The 19400-nt window shown below is 72.4% G+C and carries 20 protein-coding genes; 7 read left to right on the top strand and 13 right to left on the bottom strand.

Annotated features, from left to right (window positions below; all coding sequences use genetic code 11):
• The first annotated feature begins 244 nt into the window (after nt 1-244).
• Together AB0K09_RS13480 and AB0K09_RS13475 are read left to right on the top strand one after the other, a co-directional pair.
• Entirely contained in the window at nt 245-859 is a 615-nt protein-coding gene (locus AB0K09_RS13480; RefSeq protein WP_366065497.1) for a Uma2 family endonuclease, read from the top strand.
• A gap of 39 nt (nt 860-898) precedes the next feature.
• Nucleotides 899-2062: a beta-eliminating lyase-related protein gene (locus AB0K09_RS13475; RefSeq protein WP_366065496.1), complete on the top strand. Its 1164-nt coding sequence runs from the start codon at nt 899-901 to the stop codon at nt 2060-2062.
• On the opposite strand, the gene AB0K09_RS13470 is transcribed toward AB0K09_RS13475, so the two are convergent.
• Nucleotides 1982-2341, bottom strand: coding sequence for a hypothetical protein (locus AB0K09_RS13470; RefSeq protein ID WP_366065495.1), 360 nt, complete (start codon nt 2339-2341; stop codon nt 1982-1984). The two genes, AB0K09_RS13475 and AB0K09_RS13470, sit on opposite strands and share 81 nt — an antisense overlap.
• A 99-nt stretch (nt 2342-2440) precedes the next feature.
• On the opposite strand from AB0K09_RS13470, the gene AB0K09_RS13465 reads away from it, so the two are divergent.
• Nucleotides 2441-3559: a DUF5937 family protein gene (locus AB0K09_RS13465; RefSeq protein ID WP_366065494.1), complete on the top strand. Its 1119-nt coding sequence runs from the start codon at nt 2441-2443 to the stop codon at nt 3557-3559.
• A gap of 8 nt (nt 3560-3567) precedes the next feature.
• On the opposite strand, the gene AB0K09_RS13460 is transcribed toward AB0K09_RS13465, so the two are convergent.
• Nucleotides 3568-4245, bottom strand: a complete 678-nt coding sequence (locus AB0K09_RS13460; protein WP_366065493.1) for a response regulator transcription factor — start codon at nt 4243-4245, stop codon at nt 3568-3570.
• 72 nt (nt 4246-4317) lie between these two features.
• Nucleotides 4318-5517, bottom strand: coding sequence for a sensor histidine kinase (locus AB0K09_RS13455; protein ID WP_366065492.1), 1200 nt, complete (start codon nt 5515-5517; stop codon nt 4318-4320).
• Between the two features lie 121 nt (nt 5518-5638).
• Here AB0K09_RS13455 and AB0K09_RS13450 point away from each other — a divergent pair, with 121 nt between their 5' ends.
• Together AB0K09_RS13450 and AB0K09_RS13445 are read left to right on the top strand one after the other, a co-directional pair.
• Nucleotides 5639-6634, top strand: a complete 996-nt coding sequence (locus AB0K09_RS13450; RefSeq protein WP_366065491.1) for an SAM-dependent methyltransferase — start codon at nt 5639-5641, stop codon at nt 6632-6634.
• Between the two features lie 27 nt (nt 6635-6661).
• Nucleotides 6662-7804, top strand: coding sequence for an NADH-quinone oxidoreductase subunit D (locus tag AB0K09_RS13445; RefSeq protein ID WP_366065490.1), 1143 nt, complete (start codon nt 6662-6664; stop codon nt 7802-7804).
• A 33-nt stretch (nt 7805-7837) separates the two neighbouring features.
• Here the strand turns inward: AB0K09_RS13445 and AB0K09_RS13440 are convergent, their stop codons facing one another.
• The 4 genes from AB0K09_RS13440 to AB0K09_RS13425 form a co-directional block, all read right to left on the bottom strand.
• Nucleotides 7838-8782 (bottom strand): hypothetical protein, encoded by a 945-nt coding sequence (locus tag AB0K09_RS13440; RefSeq protein WP_366065489.1) that lies wholly within the window; start codon nt 8780-8782, stop codon nt 7838-7840.
• Between the two features lie 64 nt (nt 8783-8846).
• A complete protein-coding gene (locus AB0K09_RS13435) occupies nt 8847-9827 on the bottom strand; it encodes an ABC transporter substrate-binding protein (RefSeq protein ID WP_366065488.1) in 981 nt (326 codons plus the stop codon).
• Nucleotides 9824-10534: an ABC transporter permease subunit gene (locus AB0K09_RS13430; protein ID WP_366065487.1), complete on the bottom strand. Its 711-nt coding sequence runs from the start codon at nt 10532-10534 to the stop codon at nt 9824-9826. The genes AB0K09_RS13435 and AB0K09_RS13430 overlap by 4 nt, the downstream gene beginning before the upstream one ends.
• A complete protein-coding gene (locus tag AB0K09_RS13425; RefSeq protein ID WP_366065486.1) occupies nt 10534-11265 on the bottom strand; it encodes an ABC transporter permease in 732 nt (243 codons plus the stop codon). The genes AB0K09_RS13430 and AB0K09_RS13425 overlap by 1 nt, the downstream gene beginning before the upstream one ends.
• 73 nt (nt 11266-11338) lie before the next feature.
• Here AB0K09_RS13425 and AB0K09_RS13420 point away from each other — a divergent pair, with 73 nt between their 5' ends.
• The gene (locus tag AB0K09_RS13420; protein WP_366065485.1) at nt 11339-12511 is read left to right on the top strand and encodes a betaine/proline/choline family ABC transporter ATP-binding protein; all 1173 of its coding nucleotides are present in this window, start codon (nt 11339-11341) and stop codon (nt 12509-12511) included.
• Nucleotides 12512-12818: 307 nt separating this feature from the next.
• Here AB0K09_RS13420 and AB0K09_RS13415 read toward each other — a convergent pair whose 3' ends face one another.
• From AB0K09_RS13415 to AB0K09_RS13390, 6 genes are all read right to left on the bottom strand, one after another.
• Nucleotides 12819-13307, bottom strand: a complete 489-nt coding sequence (locus AB0K09_RS13415; RefSeq protein ID WP_366065484.1) for a DUF3180 domain-containing protein — start codon at nt 13305-13307, stop codon at nt 12819-12821.
• 55 nt (nt 13308-13362) lie between these two features.
• Nucleotides 13363-13956, bottom strand: a complete 594-nt coding sequence (folK, locus tag AB0K09_RS13410; protein WP_366065483.1) for a 2-amino-4-hydroxy-6-hydroxymethyldihydropteridine diphosphokinase — start codon at nt 13954-13956, stop codon at nt 13363-13365.
• Nucleotides 13953-14312, bottom strand: coding sequence for a dihydroneopterin aldolase (gene folB, locus AB0K09_RS13405; RefSeq protein WP_366065482.1), 360 nt, complete (start codon nt 14310-14312; stop codon nt 13953-13955). Before folB ends, folK begins: the two co-directional genes overlap by 4 nt.
• 213 nt (nt 14313-14525) lie before the next feature.
• Nucleotides 14526-15005 (bottom strand): nuclear transport factor 2 family protein, encoded by a 480-nt coding sequence (locus AB0K09_RS13400; RefSeq protein WP_366065481.1) that lies wholly within the window; start codon nt 15003-15005, stop codon nt 14526-14528.
• A complete protein-coding gene (gene folP / locus AB0K09_RS13395) occupies nt 15002-15892 on the bottom strand; it encodes a dihydropteroate synthase (protein ID WP_366065480.1) in 891 nt (296 codons plus the stop codon). Before folP ends, AB0K09_RS13400 begins: the two co-directional genes overlap by 4 nt.
• A gap of 89 nt (nt 15893-15981) precedes the next feature.
• Nucleotides 15982-17838, bottom strand: coding sequence for a phosphatidylglycerol lysyltransferase domain-containing protein (locus AB0K09_RS13390; protein ID WP_366065479.1), 1857 nt, complete (start codon nt 17836-17838; stop codon nt 15982-15984).
• A gap of 171 nt (nt 17839-18009) precedes the next feature.
• On the opposite strand from AB0K09_RS13390, the gene AB0K09_RS13385 reads away from it, so the two are divergent.
• Entirely contained in the window at nt 18010-19122 is a 1113-nt protein-coding gene (locus AB0K09_RS13385) for an alpha/beta hydrolase-fold protein (protein ID WP_366065478.1), read from the top strand.
• Nucleotides 19123-19400: the final 278 nt, after the last annotated feature.

Raw genomic sequence — 19400 nt, 5'->3', positions numbered from 1 at the left:
GACCCGGCCGGCGCCGACGACACCGACGGTCAGCCGTGCGGGCCGGTCCTGCGGACTCGGGTGCTCGGAGGAGGGATGTGCGTTCACGCGGCGGGCGGCCTTCCGTTCCAGTCCGCGGGGGTACCGGACGATTCCTTGTCATGCTACGCGAGGTGCGCACGGGGGCCTCCGGCGTCCACTCCGGATGCCCGGCGCACGTCGGTGGCAGGGGCTAGCCTGAAGTCCTCAGACAGGAGCGAGGCACGTGGTGACCGCACCGGACGAACGGCCGCATGCCGAAGCGCAGATCCTGGCCGAGCAGTTCGAGAGCATCGCCAGGGCCGCCGAGCGGGAGGCGGAAGGCGTCCGCCTGGAGTTCGTCGGCGGGAAGACGGCGATCAAGGCCGTGCCGGACGGGGTCCACAGCGAGATCGTCATGTGGCTTCAGGAGCTCTGCGTTCAGCACTTCCGGGAGCTGCGTCTGTACGGCGATCGCGGTCTCAGGGTCGAGACGTACCGCAAGGGGCGGGCACGCCCCGACGGCACCCTCGCCCCCAAGGGCCACTTCGCGCCCGCCGGCGAGTGGGCCGATCCCGTCGGCGTCCTGATGACCGTCGAGGTCACCTCCCACGACTACGACACCAATCTGCGCGACCGCGTCGAGAAGCCGCGCGCCTACGCCGAGAGCGGCATCCCGGTATATCTGCTCGTGGACCGCGATGCCGGTGAGGTCACGGTGTACAGCGAGCCGGTCGGCGGCTCCTACCAGGAACGTCACACCGCCGCCTTCGGCAAGAGCGTCGAGCTGCCGGCGCCGGTCGGTTTCACGCTCGACACCGAGCCGCTCAGGACCTGGACCACCACCGCGCCGGAGCGATAACCCTTTGTCTCCGCCCGCCCCCGGGGTGAGGATCCCGGCATGGCGGATGATGAGAAGACGGAGCCCGGCCCCTACGGCCGCGGCCGCAGGATGGCGGCCGTGCGGGCCTGTGAGCGGGTGCTGTCGAGCAGCGGGCCGTTCGCCCGGACGGTCGGAGAGGCGCTCGCCGAGCTGGCGGGGGCAGCGCCGCGGGGGTACGACCTCGGGCAGTACGTGGACATATACGGCAACGGGATCGTCGAGGAGCTGGAGGCCCGGGTCGCCGGGCTGCTGGGCATGGAGGCGGCCGCCTTCTTCCCCACCGGCACCATGGCGCAGCAGGTGGCGCTGCGCTGCTGGGCCGGGCGTACCGGGAACCGTACGGTCGCCATGCATCCGCTGTCGCACCTGGAGGTGCACGAGCGGGACGCCTACGCGGTGGTGAGCGGGCTGCGGGCGGTGCATCCGACGAGCGAGGCCCGGCCGCCGACGGCCGCCGAGGTGCGCGGGCTGGAGGAGCCGTTCGGGACGCTCAGCCTGGAGCTGCCGCTGCGTGAGCCCGGTTTCCTGCTGCCGGGCTGGGACGAGCTGAACGAGGTCGTGGCGGCCGCCCGGGAGCGGGACGCGGTCGTCCACTTCGACGGCGCGCGGCTGTGGGAGTGCGCCCCGCACTTCGGGGTGGAGCTGCCGGAGCTCGCCGGGCTCGCGGACTCGGTGTACGTGTCGCTCTACAAGTCGCTCGGCGGCGTCTCGGGCGCCGCGCTGGCGGGCCCGGAGTCGCTGGTGGAGGAGGCGCGCACGTGGCGGCACCGGTACGGCGGGCAGCTCTTCCAGCAGTGGCCGGCCGCGCTGTCGGCGCTGGCCGGGCTGGAGCGGGAGCTGCCCCGGCTGCCGTCGTACGTGGCGCACGCCAAGGTGGTCGCGCAGGCGCTCGGTGAGGCGTTCCGGGCGGCCGGTGTGCCGTGGTTCCGGGTGCACCCGGACGTACCGCACACGCATCAGTTCCAGGTGTGGCTGCCGTACACGCCCGACGCGCTGACCGAGGCCGGCGTGCGGCTCGCGGAGGAGACCGGCACCTGGCTGTTCGGGTCGTGGCGCGCGGCGCCGGTGCCGGGGCTCGCGCTCACCGAGGTCACGGTCGCCTCATCGGCACTGGACTGGACTCCCGGAGCCGTCGCCGAGGCGGTCGGCGGGCTGCTGGACCGCGTGCGGACGGACGGCTGACGGGCTCCCGGCCGACGGGCGGACCGCCGCCGGGCGGACGGCTGACGGACGGGCGGCTGACGGGCGGACGGCCGGGGCGGCCGGGCGCAGGAAGGACAGCAGTGCCGCCCAGCGGGCCCGGCGCGCGGCGACGCGCTCGTCGACGACGGCCCGGAAGTCCCGCCACGTGCGGAACTCGCGGACGGCCTGCCACTCCCGCGTGCCCGGCGCCGGCGGGGCCGGGCTGTCGTGGAGGGTGGCACGGTAGGCGTCGAGCATGTGCTGCTGGGTCACGTTCATGTGATCAACCGTGCGGCGGAACCCCGCGTACCGCCCGTGGATTGACGAGGACCGTCAAATGACCGTCCGACCTGGGAAAAGAGAGGGCACGATGAGCGCATGAGCGTGATGATCGACATCGCGGGGCTGCCGCCCGAGCGCCTGGTGTTCCGCCCGTCTCCCCTGTCGGAGCTGTTCACCGCGCTGCACACCCTGGCGGAGCCCGGGCACCACCCCGGTCTGCACGGCTGGACCACCGCGACCAACGCCGGCCTCAAGCCCGACCTCGCCGACCGGCTGTGTGAGGCGGACTTCCTGTGGCGGTCCACCTTCTCGGACATCTCCACGCCGTTCGCGGCGCTGCCGGACACGCACGGCCAGCCGGGCGCCACGCTCGCCGAGGACCTGGACCTGCTCGACCGGCTGAGCGACGAGCTGTTCGTCGACGCCGCCCTGGAGATCACCTGCACCAGCCGGTACGGCAGCGGCGCCCCCTCCCCGCTGGTCGATGCCGGGGCCCGGGAGAAGGCGATCGAGCGGGCCACGGCGCGCGGCAGCCGTCAGCTGCGGTTCGCCAAGCGGCTGCTGGACGACCCGCCGGCCGTGCGGGCCTGGCTGCGCCGCCTCTTCGAGGACTGCGCGGACGCGTTCTTCGACGACGTCTGGCAGCGCGTACGCGTCCAGCTCGCGGCCGACGCCCGGCACAAGACGGAGGTGCTGCGCCACAAGGGCGTCGCCGAGGCGCTCGCCGAGGTGTCAGCCGCGGTGACGCTGACCGAGGACCAGTCCCGCATCAGCGTCGACAAGATCACCAGCGGCCGGACGACCGCCCTCGACCCGGCCGTCGGCGCGGGCATCACCTTCGTCCCGTCCTCCCTCGGCTGGCCGCACCTGTGGGTGCTGCACGCACAGAACTGGCGCCCCGTCGTCAGCTATCCGGTCGCCTCCCCGGAGCTGCCCGGCCCCCGCTCGCTGGACCTGCTCACGCTCCGTCTGGAGGCGCTGTCCCACCCGATGCGGATCCGTATGTGCCGCTATCTGGCGCGGGCCGCCTACACCACGGGCGAACTGGCGGCCGCGCACGACATCAGCGCCCCCGAGGTCTCCCGCCACCTCGGCGTGCTGAAGAAGGCCGGCCTGACCACCACCCGGCGGCGCGGCCGGTACGTACTGCACCAGCTGGACCTGACGGTGGTGGCCCGGCTGGGCAGCGACTTCCTGGAGGGCGTGCTTCGTTAGGAAGCCGCCTACTGGGCGCCGCCGCCCCCGGCGCGGACCAGGCCCGTCTCGTAGGCCATCACGACGACCTGCACGCGGTCGCGCAGGCCCAGCTTGGTGAGGATCCGCCCGACGTGGGTCTTCACCGTCGCCTCGGAGAGCACGAGCCGGGCCGCGATCTCGCCGTTGGACAGCCCCTGGGCGACCAGCAGCATGACCTCGCGCTCGCGGTCGGTCAGCCGGCCCAGCTCGGCGCTGGTCGGCTCGTTCGCGGCGCTCGGCAGCATCGGCGTGAAGCGGTCCAGCAGCCGGCGCGTGGTGCTCGGCGCGACCACCGCGTCACCGCTGTGCACGGCCCGGATCGCGCCCAGCAGCTCGGCCGGCGGCACATCCTTGAGCATGAAGCCGCTGGCCCCGGCCTTCAGCGCGGAGAAGGCGTACTCGTCGAGGTCGAAGGTGGTCAGGATGAGCACCTTCGGCGGGTCCACCTGGGCGCAGATGCGGCCGGTCGCCTCGACCCCGTCCAGGCGGGGCATGCGGACGTCCATCAGGACGACGTCCACCTCGGTGCGGGCCAGCACCTCCAGCGCCTCCGCGCCGTCCCCGGCCTCGGCGACGACCTCCATGTCGGGCTGGGCCGCCAGCACCATCCGGAAGCCGGTGCGCAGCAGCACCTGGTCGTCGACGAGCATCACGCGGATCGACATGCGGGGGATCCCTTTCGTAGGACTTTCGCAGGACTTGCGGCTTGCGTAGGAGTGGAGAGAACCGGCGGAGGCTCAGCGGCCGCCGGGTTTGGCCGGCAGGAGCACGCTGATGCGGAAGCCCCCGCCCGGCCGGGGCCCCGCGTCCAGCGTGCCCCCGACCATGCCGACGCGCTCGCGCATCCCGATCAGACCGTGCCCCATGCCGTCCGCGCCGCCCGCCTCGTACAGCTCCTGCTGCGCGCCGCGGCCGTCGTCCTCGACGAGCAGGCCGAGGCCGTCGTCGAAGTAGGTGAGCCGCACGCTGGCGCCGGCGTCCGGGCCGCCGTGCTTGCGCGTGTTGGTGAGCGCCTCCTGCACGATGCGGTACGCCGTCAGCTCCACACCGCTCGGCAGCGGGCGCGGCGCGCCCTCCACCGCGAACTCCACCGGCAGACCGGCGCCGCGCACCTGCTCGACCAGCTCGCCGATCTGCTCGACGTCCGGCTGCGGCACGTACTCGCCGCCGCCCTCGCCGCCCTCCTCGGTGCGCAGCACGCCCAGCAGCCGGCGCATCTCGGTCAGCGCCTGGCGGCCGGTGCCGGAGATGGTCTCCAGCGCCTGCTTGGCCTGCTCGGGCGAGGAGTCGAGCACATAGGCGGCGCCGTCGGCCTGCACCACCATCACGGAGACGTTGTGCGCGACGACGTCGTGCAGCTCGCGGGCGATGCGGGCGCGCTCGGCGGTCACCGCCATCCGGGCCTGCTGCTCGCGCTCCTTCTCCAGCCGCCTCGCCCGCTCCTCCAGCTGCGCCCAGTAGGCGCGCCGGGTGCGCATCGAGTCGCCCAGCACCCAGGCCAGCAGGAAGGGCACGGTCACGAAGACCGTGGCCAGCGCCTGGGTCGCGACGGGCTGGTTCTCGTTCGGCCAGCGCACGGAGGCCAGCACCGGCGCGGCGACGCTGCCGGCCAGCGCGTAGCGCGAGGCCCAGCGGACGTTGCCGGACGCCACCGTGTAGACGATCGCGAGCATGGCGAGGTCGGCGGCGTTGATGGAGACGTTCAGGGCGAGCTGGGCCACCCCGGCCGCCGTCACCAGCAGCAGCATCTTCTGCGGCGCGCGCCGTCGCAGGGCGACCGTCAGGCACAGCGGGAGGGAGAGGAGCGCCGCCGGCAGCCGGCCTCCGTCCGGCATCCCGCTCGCCGCCTCCAGCAGACTCACGCACAGCAGCAGAAGGGCCCAGAAGCTGTCCACACCCGTGGGATGCCGGCGGAGAAAGTCGTAGAGGCGCTGCACGCCACCCAGCGTAGGTTCGGTGCGTCCGTCCGGGGGTCAACCGGACGATCGATCCGACCGCTCCTCGTCTACTCCCCAAGGTGGAGACCCTGTGACCGCCCGGCGCGCATACCGTGTGCACATGGCAAGCGGAACGAGAACCTGGCGGGAGGCCACGGAAGCCGCCCTGTACGGCCCCGGCGGCTTCTACCGCCGCCCCGAGGGCCCCGCGGGCCACTTCCGGACGTCCGTGCACGCGTCCCCGCTGTACGCGGGCGCGGTGGTGGAACTGCTGTGCCGCGTCGACGCGGCGCTCGGCCGCCCGGCGGAGCTGGCGTTCACGGACATGGGCGCGGGCCGCGGTGAGCTGGTGACCGGTGTGCTGGAGCAGTGCCCTCCGGATGTGGCGGAGCGGCTGCGGCCGTACGCGGTCGAGCTCGCGGACCGGCCTGCGGGGCTGGACGAGCGGGTGGTGTGGCTGGACGCGCCGCCGGCCGGTGTCGAGGGCCTGCTGTTCGCCAACGAGTGGCTGGACAACGTTCCGCTGGACGTCGCCGAGGCGGACGGCGCGGGCACGGCCCGTCTGGTGCTCGTCCAGGAGGACGGCGAGGAGCTGCTGGGGGACCCGGTCGCCGGCGAGGACGCCGCCTGGCTGGAGCGCTGGTGGCCGCTGGAGGGGGCGCCGCCCGGCAGCCGCGCGGAGATCGGGCACCCGCGCGACGCGGCCTGGTCCCGGGCCGTGGGGACGCTGCGGGCCGGGCTCGCCGTCGCGGCGGACTACGCGCACGAGCGCGCCGCCCGGCCGCCGTTCGGCACGCTCACCGGCTTCCGCGGCGGCCGTGAGGTGCGACCGGTGCCGGACGGGTCGTGCGACATCACGGCACACGTCGCGCTCGACGCGTGCGCGGGGCCGGGCGCGTCCCTGTGCACCCAGCGCGAGGCGCTGCACGCCCTGGGCGTGGACGGCGCGCGCCCGGCGCTCGCGCTTGCGTCGAGCGACCCGGCGGCCTACGTACGCGCCCTGTCGACCGCGGGAGAGGCGGCGGAGCTGACCTCCCCGGGCGGCCTGGGCGCCTTCGGCTGGCTCCTCCAGCCGGTGGGGCCGGCCGGGCTGGAGTGGCACCACCTGTCCGGGTGACGGGCGGGCGGGTGGGAAAATACCTCCATGACGGAGACGACAGTCGGCATCGGCGGCGCGGCAGAGCGCAGCGACATGGTGCTCAACATCGGCCCGCAGCACCCCTCCACCCACGGCGTGCTCCGGCTGCGGCTCGTCCTGGACGGCGAGCGGATCACGCACGCCGAGCCCGTCATCGGCTATATGCACCGCGGCGCGGAGAAGCTCTTCGAGGCCCGCGACTACCGGCAGATCATCATGCTGGCCAACCGCCACGACTGGCTGTCCGCGTTCTCCAACGAGCTCGGCGTCGTCATGGCCGTGGAGCGGATGCTCGGCATGGAGGTGCCCGAGCGCGCGGTGTGGGCGCGGACGCTGCTCGCCGAGCTCAACCGGGTGCTGAACCATCTGATGTTCCTCGGCTCGTACCCGCTGGAGCTCGGCGGGATCACGCCGATCTTCCACGCCTTCCGTGAGCGCGAGGAGCTCCAGACGGTGATGGAGGAGGTCTCCGGCGGCCGGATGCACTACATGTTCAACCGGGTCGGCGGGCTGAAGGAGGACCTGCCCGCCGGCTGGCTCGGCCGGGCGCGGCACGCGGTGGCCGAGGTGCGGTCGCGGATGGACGTGTACGACCGGCTGGTGCTCGGCAACGAGATCTTCCGGGGCCGTACCCGCGGCGTCGGGGTGCTGAGCCCGGAGACCGTGCACGCGTACGGGGTGAGCGGGCCGATCGCCCGCGCCTCCGGCGTCGACTTCGACCTCCGGCGCGACGAGCCCTACCTCGCCTACGGCGACCTGCGGGACGTCCTGAAGGTCGAGGTCCGCGAGGAGGGCGACTGCCTGGCCCGCTTCGAGTGCCTGCTGGGCCAGACGCACAACTCGCTGGACCTCGCCGACGCGTGCCTGGAGCGACTGGCCGGGCTGCCGCCCGGGCCCATCAACCAGCGACTGCCGAAGGTGCTCAAGGCCCCGGAGGGCGCGACGTACGCCTGGACCGAGAACCCGCTCGGCCTCAACGGCTACTACCTCGTCTCCAAGGGCGAGAAGACGCCCTACCGGCTGAAGCTGCGCTCGGCGTCGTTCAACAACATCCAGGCGCTGTGCGAGCTTCTGCCGGGGACGCTCGTCGCCGACATGGTCGCGATCCTCGGATCGCTGTTCTTCGTCGTCGGCGACATCGACAAGTAAGGCGACATCGACAGGCAAGGAGCAGCCGCAGCCCTACGAGATCGCGCTGCGCAGCTCCGCGACGTCGATCTGCTCGGTCTCGTCGTGAGCCGTCAGGTCGATGACGCCCTTCTCGTCCTTGGCCGCTATCTCCGCCTCGGCCGCCTCCGCGAGCGCCTCCTCGCCGACGACGTCCGCGAGGTCCTGGCCCTCGACCTCCTCGACCGGCTTGGCGGCCGTCACCGGCTTCTTGCGGGTGCCGAAGAAGTCGAAGCCGCCCTGCTGGCGGACGACCGGAACCCGCGCCGGCGTCTGGGCGGGCACGGGAGCGGGCGCGAGCGCCTTGGGGGCGGCGGCCCGGGCGGGCTGCTGCGCGGCACGCTGGCGGGCGGCGTTGCGCTCCAGCCGGCGCAGGGCCTCGGCGGCCTCGCGGTAGGCGGCGGGCGTGAGGCCGGCGCCCGCACCGGTCCCTCCGGCGGGCAGCGCGGCCGCGGCCCTGCCGCCCTTCACGCCGCCCGTCACGCCGTCCTTCGCACCACCCTTCGCGCCGTCCTTCGACAGCTTCCGCTGGCCCTCCAGCGCACTGGCCCGGCCCGTCTCGGCGGCGGCGTAGCGCCGCAGCAGATCGGCGTGTTCGGTGCGCAGCCGGGCGAGCTCGGCCCGCTTGGCGCGCAGCTTGGCCTCCAGGGCGGTGCGCGCCAGGCGCGTCTCCTCGAGGTCCGTCTCCAGTTCGGCTATGCGCTCGTCGGTCTTCCACTCGTCGCGCGTGCGGGCGGCGGTGAGCTGGGCGACGCGCTTGCCGGCGGCGCGGTCCCAGCGGCGCATGAGCACCGAGCCGACCACGGCGGCGGCGGCCGCCGCCGCGGCCAGACCGCGAATGACGGCCGTCTCGCCCACGACCAGGGCGCCGGCGGCGCACACGACCGATGTCGCGGCGACCGTCGCCGGGGGAAGAAGCCGGTGCAGGGGTGCGGAATGGCGGTGGCGTCCTCGTGGCATGGCCTGAAACTTACCGTGCGTTGCCCTGAACGTGTGACTCCGCCACCAAACTCTTCCCTTGATCTTACTTCCGCGCCGACAACAGACGCTTCTGCTCGAGGTAGCGCTGGGCGACGTCCGCGGGCTTGAGCCGCTGGGCGTCGACCTTCTTGTTGAGTTCCGTGAGATCGGCGGTGGTGAGCACCTTGTTGAGCCGGTCCAGCGCGTCGGCGATCTTCTGGGATCCGGCCTTACGGCTATTCACCACGGGCAGCACGTTGTCCGCGTTCTGGAGGTTCTTGTCGTCCTTCAGCAGAACGAGTCCGAACTGATCGAGCGTGGCGTCCGTGGTGGTGGTCAGGAGCAGCTGGTCCTTTCCGCTCTTGACGGCCTGCTTGGCCTGGGTGCTGCCGACCTCCAGGGGGTCCAGGCCGGCCACGGTGATGCCGTACGTCTTCTCCAGGCCGGGCTCGCAGAAGGGCCGCTGGGGGCATTCGTCACCGGCGGCCAGCCTGACCCGCTGCTTCGACTTTCCAAGATCGGAAAGTGTCTTGAGCTGGTGTTTTTCCGCGAAGTCGGCGGTGACGGCGAAGGCGTTCTGATCGACGGCGCGACCGGGGTCGAGCACCTTGAGTCCGCGCGGATCGGCCAGTCGGCGCAGCGCCTTCACGGTGGCATCGGTGTCGGAGGAGGCGACGGCGGGGGCGTCCTTGCCGTTCTGCTTCTTGTTCAGGAATTCGGCGAGCGTCGCCGCGTACTCCGGAACGACATCGATCTGCCCCTTCTCCAGCGCCGGTTCATAGAGCTCCCGCGCGTCGACCGTCCTGATCGACGTGGAATATCCGGCGTCCCGCAACAGCGCCGCGTATATCTCCGCCAGAATCCTGGATTCGGTGAACGACGCGGATCCGACGACCAGCGAGCCCTGACTGCCCTCGGCGGAGCCGCCGCCCGACTTCTCCAGGCTGTCGCCCCCGCATGCGGCCAGGCCCGGCATCAGGGCGGCGACGACGGCCAGTGCCGGCACGGCGCGGACGATGCGCGGACGGCGTACGGTCCTGATCATGCGGGTTCCCTCTCGGTTCGGGGGGCGGGTCGGGGGGTGGAGCGCGACCGGCGCCGGGGGTCCAGCAGCCGCTGGGCCGGCACGAACAAGCCCTCGACCAGCAGGGCGAGCGCGGCCACCAGCAGGGCGCCGGACACCACCTGCGCCGTGTCGGTGAGCCGGAAGCCGGCGGTGATGATGCGGCCCAGCCCACCGCCGCCGGGCAGCGCGGCGAGCGTGGTGGTGGCGACGACCTGCACGGCGGCGGACCGCACGCCGGTGACGATGAGCGGAAGGGCCAGCGGGATCTCGACCCGGGCCGCTATCTGGCGGCCCGTCATCCCCATGCCGCGGGCCGCCTCCACGGTGTCCCGGTCGACCTCCCGCATGCCCACGTAGGCGTTGGTGAGCACCGGGGGGATCGCGAAGAGCACGAGCGCGATGACGGTGGGCCAGGAACCGTGTGTGCCGAGAGGGCTGAGCAGCAGCAGGACCAGCACCGCGAATGTCGGCACCGCGCGGCCGGCGTTGGACACGTTCACCGCGAGCGCGCCGCCGCGGCCGATGTGGCCGAGCACCACGGCGACGGGCAGCGCGATCGCGCACGAGATCAGCAGGCAGACGCCGGTGAGGAAGAGGTGCTCGCCGAGCCGGTGCCACACACCGTCCGCACCGGTCCAGTGCGCGCCGGTGCTCAGCCAGTCCCAGGTGCGGGGGATGACGTCCATCAGGCGGCCACCTGCCCCGTCGCGGGCTCGGCGATCCGCGGCGCGGCCCGGCGGCCCGCCCGGCGGCCGCCGCGCGTCCACGGCGTCAGCAGCCGCTGGACGAGCAGCAGCAGGACGTCCGCGGCGACGGCCAGCAGCACGCACAGCACCGAGGCGGTGAGCACCTGCGCCTTGAAGTAACTGCGCATCCCGTCGTAGATGAGATTGCCCAGGCCGCCGTAGCCGATGATCGCCCCGACGGTCGTCAGCGAGACGGTGGAGACCGTGGCGATCCGCAGACCCGCCATCACCGCGGGCAGCGCCAGGGGCAGTTCGACGCCGAACAGCAGCCGCACCGGCCCGTACCCCATGCCGCGCGCCGCCTCCCGGACCTCCTGGGGGACCGAGGCCAGGCCCGCCAGGATGTTCCGCACGAGGATCGTCAGCGAATACAGCACCAGGCCCGTCACCACCACGGCCACCGACAGCCCGAACACCGGTACCAGCAGCGAGAACATCGCCAGCGACGGCACCGTGTACAGCACGGTGGTCAGGCCGAGCACCGGCCCGGCCACGCCGCGCCAACGGCGGGCCAGCAGCGCCAGCGGGAGGGCCACGAGCAGCCCGATCGCCACCGAGGCCAGGGTGATGCCGATGTGTTCGAGCGTGGCCTCCACCAGCTCATGGCCGCGCGTCCGTACGTACTCACCGCAGACCCAGTCATTGGTGATCATGCAGTTCCGGTTCGCCATGCGCGCACCTCCCCCTCGGCATTCACCGTCGGTTACTGGCGACCCTAACCCGGGGCACCGACAATGGGGAGTCATGATCCGTTTCGAGCATGTCACCAAGCGCTATGCCGACGGCACGACCGCGGTGGACGACCTGTCCTTCGAGGTCGCCGAGGGCGAGCTCATCACGCTCGTCGGACCGTCGGGCTGCGGCAAGACCACCACGATGAAGATGGTCAACCGGCTCATCGAGCCGACCGCCGGCCGCATCCTCCTGGACGGCCGGGACATCGCCGAGGCGGACCCCGTCGAGCTGCGGCGCGGCATCGGCTACGTCATCCAGCAGGTCGGTCTCTTCCCGCACCGGACGGTCCTCGAGAACACCGCGACCGTGCCGCACCTGCTGGGGTGGACGCGGAAGAAGGCCCGGGCCCGGGCCGCCGAACTCCTCGACCTCGTCGGCCTCGACCCGGCCGTGCACGGCGACCGCTACCCCGACCAGCTCTCCGGCGGCCAGCGCCAGCGGGTCGGCGTGGCCCGCGCGCTCGCCGCCGACCCGCCCGTCCTGCTGATGGACGAACCCTTCGGCGCCGTCGACCCCGTGGTGCGCGAACGGCTCCAGTCGGAGTTCCTGCGCCTTCAGTCCCAGGTCCGCAAGACGGTCCTCTTCGTGACCCACGACATCGAGGAGGCCGTCCGTCTCGGTGACCGCATCGCGGTCTACGGCGAGGGGCGCATCGAACAGTTCGACGCCCCGGCGGCGGTGCTGGGCGCGCCCGCGACGCCGTACGTGGCCGACTTCGTCGGCGCGGACCGGGGCCTGAAGCGGCTGTCCGTCACGCCGATCGAGCGCGGCGACCTGGAGCGGCCGCCCCTCGTCCACCTCGACGACCGGCTCTCCGCGGCGGCGGCGCGGCTCGCGGCCGACGACGCGCGCTGGGCCGTCGTCCTGGACGACGCGGACCGGCTGCACGGCTGGATCTCGGCCGAGGCGGTGCGCGCGGGGCGCGCGGGCGACACGGTGCGGGACCACGCCCGCCGCATGGAGGCCTGGCTCCCCCTGGGCGCCTCCCTCAAGCAGGCGTTCAGCACGATGCTCCAGCACGACGCGGGCTGGATCGCCGTCCTGGACGGCGACCACAGCGACCACTTCCTGGGGGTGCTCACGCCGGCGGGGCTGCACGAGGCGCTGCGGCGCTCCATCGAAGCGGAAGCGCTGGGCGCTGACCGAACCGAGGTAACGGTGGACACGATCTCCACGGCCTGACGCCCGGGGGTGTCCCCGGGCCCCCATTCCCGCCGCAACGGCGCTCAGCCACCAGCAAGGTGCCCGGCGGTGCCGGACCGCCTGCGGCGAGCTCGGCACCGCCGAAAACGGCGCCATGGGTTGCTCGCCGTCGCGGCGGAGAAAAAGTCCGTGCCGTGACCGTCACGGCCGGCAAACCTTCCCCGCCGCAGCGGTGCCCAGCCGGCCGCAAGGCCGCCCCGCACCCGCCGAAAACCGCGCCATGGGTTGCTCACCGTCGCGGCGGAGAAAGGTGCCGGACCGACATCACGGAGCACCCCGCAGGGGGTCAGGCGCGGGCCGGGCCCGTGCCGTTGTCGTCCTCGTCCTCGGGGAGCTTGCAGATGCGCTCCAGGAACAGCGCCGCAGCGACCACGCAGATGCCCGCCAGGACCGACGCCCCCGCGTAGATGGCCTGGTCGCGGCGGGCCGGGGCGTCGAGGCCGTCGATGAGGAGGAAGACGCCGACGCCGCCGTACATGCCGGAGACGAGGGCGGCCACCAGGGCGCTGGCCTGGCCGAAGACGACGGCGCGGGCGGCGAGCAGGGGGTCGACGCCCTTCGCGCCGGGGCGGCGCTCACGCTGGGCCTTGAGGCGGGAGCGGATCGACAGCGCCGTCGCGCTGAGGACGGCGGCGATGACGGCCAGCACGATCGGCGCCGCCACCGGGACGCTCGGCAGCGTCCCGAAGGAGTCCCACAGCCGGGCTCCCGCCCACGACACGACCCCGGCCACGACGAACAGGCCGGCCAGCACCCTGATCCTGAGTTGTTTCACCGAGCCGTCGCCTCGCCCCTCGTCGTCCTGATTCCGCACGCCACCCGCCCAACGGCTACTCGGGCAGTCGGAGTTCCAGGTCGGTGCGGACCTGGACACCCTCGCGGGTGACACCGGTCAGCAGCTCGGCCACCGTACCCCGGCCCGGGACGACCGCCTCCGGGTCCACGTCGTACCACGGCACCAGCACGAAGGCGCGCTCGTGGGCGCGCGGGTGCGGCAGCGTGAGGGCGGGGTCGTCGGAGACGACGTCCTGATAGCTGACGATGTCGACGTCGAGCGTACGCGGGCCCCAGCGCTCGTCGCGCACCCGCTCGAACGCCTCCTCGATCGCGTGGCCGCGCTCCAGCAGGGAGTCCGGCGGCAGGGTGGTCTTCACCAGCACCACCGCGTTGTAGTACGACGGCTGGGAGCCGGCGTCGACGCCCCACGGCTCCGTCTCGTACACCGGGGAGACGGCCTTCACTCGCAGGCCGGGGGTGTCCTCCAGCGCGTCGATCGCGCCCTGCAGCGTCTCCAGGCGGTTGCCCAGATTGCTGCCGAGCGAGATCACGGCGCGCTTGGGATTGCTCAGCGTGACGTCCGCGGCGTCCACCTGCTCCACCACGGAGGCGGGCACCGGCTGCACGGTCGGGTCGCTGCTGCTCATACTCGGCTCCGGGTGATCGTTACGGTCACGTCGTCGAAGGGCACGGTGATCGGCGCGTCCGGCTTGTGGACGGTGACCTCGACCTCCCGCACCGCTTCGTGTTTGAGGCACTGCTGGGCGATCCGCTCGGCAAGGGTCTCGATGAGGTCGACCGGCTCGCCCTCGACGATGCCCACGACCTCCTCCGCCACGATGCCGTAGTGGACGGTCTTCGCGAGGTCGTCGGCGGCCGCCGCGGGCCGGGCGTCCAGGCCCATCACCAGGTCCACGATGAAGGTCTGGCCCTCCTCGCGCTCCCTGGGGAACACCCCGTGGTGGCCCCGGGCCTTCAGGCCGCGCAGCGCGACACGATCCACACGAATCACTCCAGCTGGTTGTCGGAACACGGGCGCGCACCGGGCGCGCCGACGCGCCGCCCGTCCCGGCCCTCGGCCGGGTCACCCATCTCGAATCTACCTGCGGGCAACGACAGACCCCGCCCACGGGTGCCCCACGGCCACGGGTCCGCAGGCCCGGCGGTCCACCTCTACCCGCGCCGCGAGCGGCTCGAACGGGAGGTCACACTCTCCTCACACCGACGGCGCGCCGCCGTTCTCCTCCTCGTCCTCCTCCTCGTCCTCGGCGCTCGCGAGCACCGGCGAGCCGTGGTGCGACCACACCTTCCACTCGCCGCCGGACCTGCGGAAGACGTTGGTGGCCACCACCAGCTGGCCCACCAGCGGCCCCAGCTCGCCCTCCGTCTCCGCCGGGCCGCCGCTGAGGATGTTCTCGGTGCAGGTCACCAGCGCGGTGTCGCCGGCCACCGACACCTCGACGTCGGTCAGGAAGAACTGGATGTAGTCCGTGCTCGCCATGATCAGCGCGTACGAGCGCAGCACCTCACCGCGCCCGCGCAGCACCGGCCAGCCGGGGTGGACGCAGGAGACCTCGCGGCCGGGCTCGTCCAGCCACAGCCGGTTCATGGCGGCCGTGTCGCCGCGCTCCATCGCCTCGTACAGGGCGGTGTTCGCCAGCTCGACCAGCTCGCCGTCCGTGCGGGCGGTGCTCACACGGCCCCCTCGGCGCCCGCGGAGCGCCCGGCCTCGGCCACGGCTCCCACCACCCGGACGGCGTCCGCGCTGGCCCGCACCTCGTGGACCCGTACCGCCCAGGCGCCCTCGTGCGCGGCGAGGGCGGTGATGGCGGCCGTCGCGTGGTCGCGCTCGCGGGCGGGCGGCGGGGTGCCGTCGGGGCCGGCCAGGACGCGGCCCAGGAAGCGCTTGCGGGAGGCCGCGACCAGCATCGGCAGGCCCAGCTCGCGGCGGAGCCGGCCGAGGCGGGCGACCAGGGCGAGATCGTGCTCGGCGTTCTTGGCGAAGCCCAGGCCGGGATCGATCACCAGCCGGTCGGCCTCGATACCGCCCTCGACCACCGCGTCCACACGGCGCCGCAGCTCGGTCAGGACGTCGCCGACCACGTCCCCGTAGACGGCCCGGCTGTTCATGTCGGCGCTGAAGCCGCGCCAGTGCATCACCACGAACGGCACGTCGGCCGTGGCCACGGCCGGGACCATCGCCGGGTCCGCGAGGCCGCCGCTGACGTCGTTGACCAGGACCGCGCCGGCCTCGATCGCCGCCTCGGCGACCGCGGCCCGCATGGTGTCCACAGAGACCACGGCGCCCTCGCCCACCAGCTCGCGGACCACCGGGACGACCCGGCGCAGCTCCTCCGCCTCGTCGACCCGCGCCGCCCCCGGCCGGGTGGACTCGCCGCCGACGTCGACCAGGTCGGCTCCGGCGGCGATCAGCTCCAGGCCCCGCTTGACCGCCGCGCCGGTGTCGAACCAGCGTCCGCCGTCCGAGAACGAGTCGGGCGTGACGTTGACCACGCCCATGACCGCACAGCGGCCCCACTCCGGCAGTCCGACCGGCCCGGTACGGGCATGCGACGTACTCATGCGTCCAGCCTAGGGCCCGGCAAGGCGAAGACCCTCCCCGGAGGGGTCCGGGAAGGGTCTTCGGGGGCCATCGGCGGCTCGCGGCGCGGCTACGCCGCGTGGGTCACCTCGCGGGCGGCCGGCTTCTCGTCGTCCAGGGAGGTCTGCGGGTCCTCCGCGGGCTTGCGCCGCCACGGCTTCGGCATGGACAGCGTGATGAAGCCCTCGGCCTGCATCATCGCGAAGCCGATGCGCGGCAGGTCACGGCTGTTCGGGAAGACCACGAAGCGCGGCTCCCAGCGCGGCCGGAACTTCTCGTTGAACTTGTACAGCGACTCGATCTGGAACCAGCGCGAGAGGAAGACGAGCACCGCCCGCTGGATGCGCACGACCGGGCCGGCGCCCAGCTTGCCGCCACGCTCCAGGGCGGAGCGGAAGAACGCGAAGTTCAGCGACATGCGCTTGATCTTGAGCTCGGGCGCGGCCTGGAGGAAGGCAACGATCAGCAGCTCGTTCATGCCCGGGTCGGCGCTGCGGTCGCGGCGCATCAGCTCCAGCGAGCTGCCGTCCTTGCCCCACGGCACGTAGTGCTGCATGGCCTTCAGGTCGCCGAAGGGGAACGTCTCGCCCTCCTCCGGGTCCTTGTGGGCGGTGGCGATGATCGCGTCCAGGTCCTTCGGGTCGCCGATCCGGCCCAGGGCCATGGAGAAGCCGCGCTCGTCCTCGGTGTCGCGCCAGGCGTTGGCTGCCTTCTGCACGACCTCGAGCTCCTCCGGGCTCAGGTCGCCCACGCGGCGCACCTTGGTGGTGTAGCCGTTGCGCTCGATGCGCTTGACCATCTGGCGGACGTTCCGCATGGAGCGGCCGCTCAGGCTGAAGTCGGCCACCTCGACGATGGCCTCGTCACCCATCTCCAGGGCGTCCAGACCGGTCTCGCGGGTCCACACCTCGCCACCGGTCTCGCTGCATCCGGCGACAGCGGGCGTCCAGGAGTGGCGCTTGGCCAGCTCCATGAACTGCTCGATCGCGCCCGGCCACGCCTCGACGTCGCCGATCGGGTCACCGCTGGCGAGCATCACGCCGGAGACGACGCGGTAGGAGACGGCGGCCTTGCCGCTCGGGGAGAAGACGACGCTCTTGTCGCGGCGGAGCGCGAAGTGGCCCAGCGAGTCACGCTCGCCGTGCTTGGCGAGCAGCTCCCGCAGCCGGTCCTCGTCCTCCTCGGTGAGGACGGCGGCCGGGTTCTCCGGGCGGAAGAACAGGTACGCGGTGGTGGCGACGGTCAGCAGACCGAGGGCGCCCAGGGAGTAGCCGACCACGTAGTCGACGTGCTCGGTGTAGCGGATCGAGCCCTCGAAGCCGAAGAGGCCCCAGACGACGTGCTCGATCTGCTCCCGGACCGGCGGGTTGCCGATCATCTGGTCGGGGTGCGAGGTGACGATCACCCAGCCGAGGGCGAAGCTGGCCCCGCCCATGAGGATGAAGTTCGCCAGGGCCTTCCAGCGGCTGCGCGGGTCCGGCAGCGCGGCGAAGGAGCTCTTGTGCCGGAGCAGGTAGACCCACAGCAGCAGGGAGAGCACCGTGCCGACGATGCTGTGGCGGTAGATCAGCTGTGCGGCCGCGCCGAGCGGGAGCAGCACGACGGTGGCGAACCAGGTGCGCTGCTTGGCCCGCTTGAGGCCGTGCGCGAGCATCAGCAGCAGGATGCCGACGATGATCGAACCGGCGGCGGCCAGCTGGGTCACCGAGCCGGGCAGCACCTCGGCCAAGGCGTGCACCTTGCTCCAGCGGAAGCGCGGGACCACACCGGCCACGATGTCGGCGAGGCCGATGAGGGCCGCGACCGTTCCGACGACGGCAGGTACGCGCTCAGGTTTCGGACCCTTGGCGATACGCGCAAGCACCGAGAGCCACTTCGAACCCGAAGGAACCCCATCGGACTTTTTGCCATCTTCCCTGACAGACATCTCTTCCCGTCGTCCATGTCGAGTGGGTGTGCGCCATTTGGCGGCAGTGCCCGGACAATGTGCGCCCTCTAGGACGACGGTTTCGGGGCTGAGGTTCCGCCGGGGGCCGAGCCCGGAAAGAAGTAACCATTCCGCGACTCGGTTGCCGGGTCGCTCGGCAGAAAGCACCTCATGGGTCTCACCAGCATGCCAGTCCTGCTGCTGTCCATCGCGGCCGCGGTAGTGCTCTTCGCGTTGACCATTTGGCTCTGGCCCCGCCTGGGCAAGAAGAGCATCGGATCCGTCCTGGCCCGGATCGGGATGATGCTGGCCACGCAGCTGTCCCTGTTCGCCGCGATCGGCCTGTGGGCCAACCAGTCCTTCGGCTTCTACGGCTCCTGGGCCGACCTCTTCGGCCAGGTCAAGGACGAGGGCGTGGTCGTCGACCACAGCGCGTCCGGCAAGCGCGTGCAGGTCGTGGGCGTGCAGCAGGTCAAGGTGCCCCGCGGCGGCGTGCCGCGCGTCGGCGGCAAGATCGAGAAGATCAACATCGCCGGCCCGGACTCCAGAATCAACAGCCCGGCCTATGTCTATCTGCCCCCGGAGTACTTCCAGCCCGCGTACGCCCAGCGCACGTTTCCGGCCTCGGTCGTCCTGACCGGCTACCCGGGCACCGCCGAAGCCCTGGTCAAGGGCCTGGACTACCCCGTCCGGGCGCACAAGCTGGCCAAGGAGAAGAAGATGCAGCCCACCATCCTGGTGATGATGCGGCCGACCGTCGCCCCGCCCCGGGACACGGAGTGCATGGATATACCCGGCGGCCCCCAGACCGAGACCTTCTTCACCAAGGACCTGCGCGCCGCGATCTCCCAGCAGTACCGGGTCGGTGACAAGCCCCAGAACTGGGGCATGATCGGCGACTCCACCGGCGGCTACTGCGCGCTGAAGATCGCCATGCGGCACCCCAACGCGTACGGCGCCGCGGCCGCCCTCTCCGGCTACTACAAGGCTCCGCAGGACCCGACGACCGGCTCCCTCTTCGGCGGCAACAAGCAGCTGGAGAAGGAGAACGACCTGCTGTGGCGCCTGAAGAACAAGCCGCTGCCGCCCGTCTCGCTGCTGGTCACCACCAGCAAGAAGGGCGAGCACAACTACAAGGACACGCTGAAGTTCATCGACCTGGCGAAGCAGCACCCCACCCGGGTCTCGTCGATCATCCTCGACAGCGGCGGCCACAACTTCAACACGTGGCGTCGTGAGCTGAACCCGACGCTGAAGTGGATGGGCAGTCGCCTTTCCGCCTAGCGGCCGGCCGGCGGGGTAGGAACTCCCGCCGCGACGGCGCTCAGCCGCAGCCCTGGCCGGACCGGCCGCGACAGTAACGGCACCCTCATCCCGCCGCGACGGCGCTCAGCCGCAGTCCTGGCCGGACCGGCCGCGACAGTAACGGCACCCTCATCCCGCCGCGACGGCGCTCAGCCGTCGACCGCCTGTCCGGCGGTGCCGAGCCGGCCTTGCGGCCGGTCCGGTTCCGCCGGCGTCCGGCTGCGGGTTGGTCGTGGCTGGTCGCGCAGTTCCCCGCG

This window comes from Streptomyces sp. NPDC049577, from assembly GCF_040675635.1.
Taxonomy (GTDB): Bacteria; Actinomycetota; Actinomycetes; order Streptomycetales; family Streptomycetaceae; genus Streptomyces.
Note: the sequence above shows the minus strand (reverse complement) of the source record. Positions and strands in the feature narration are given on the sequence as shown.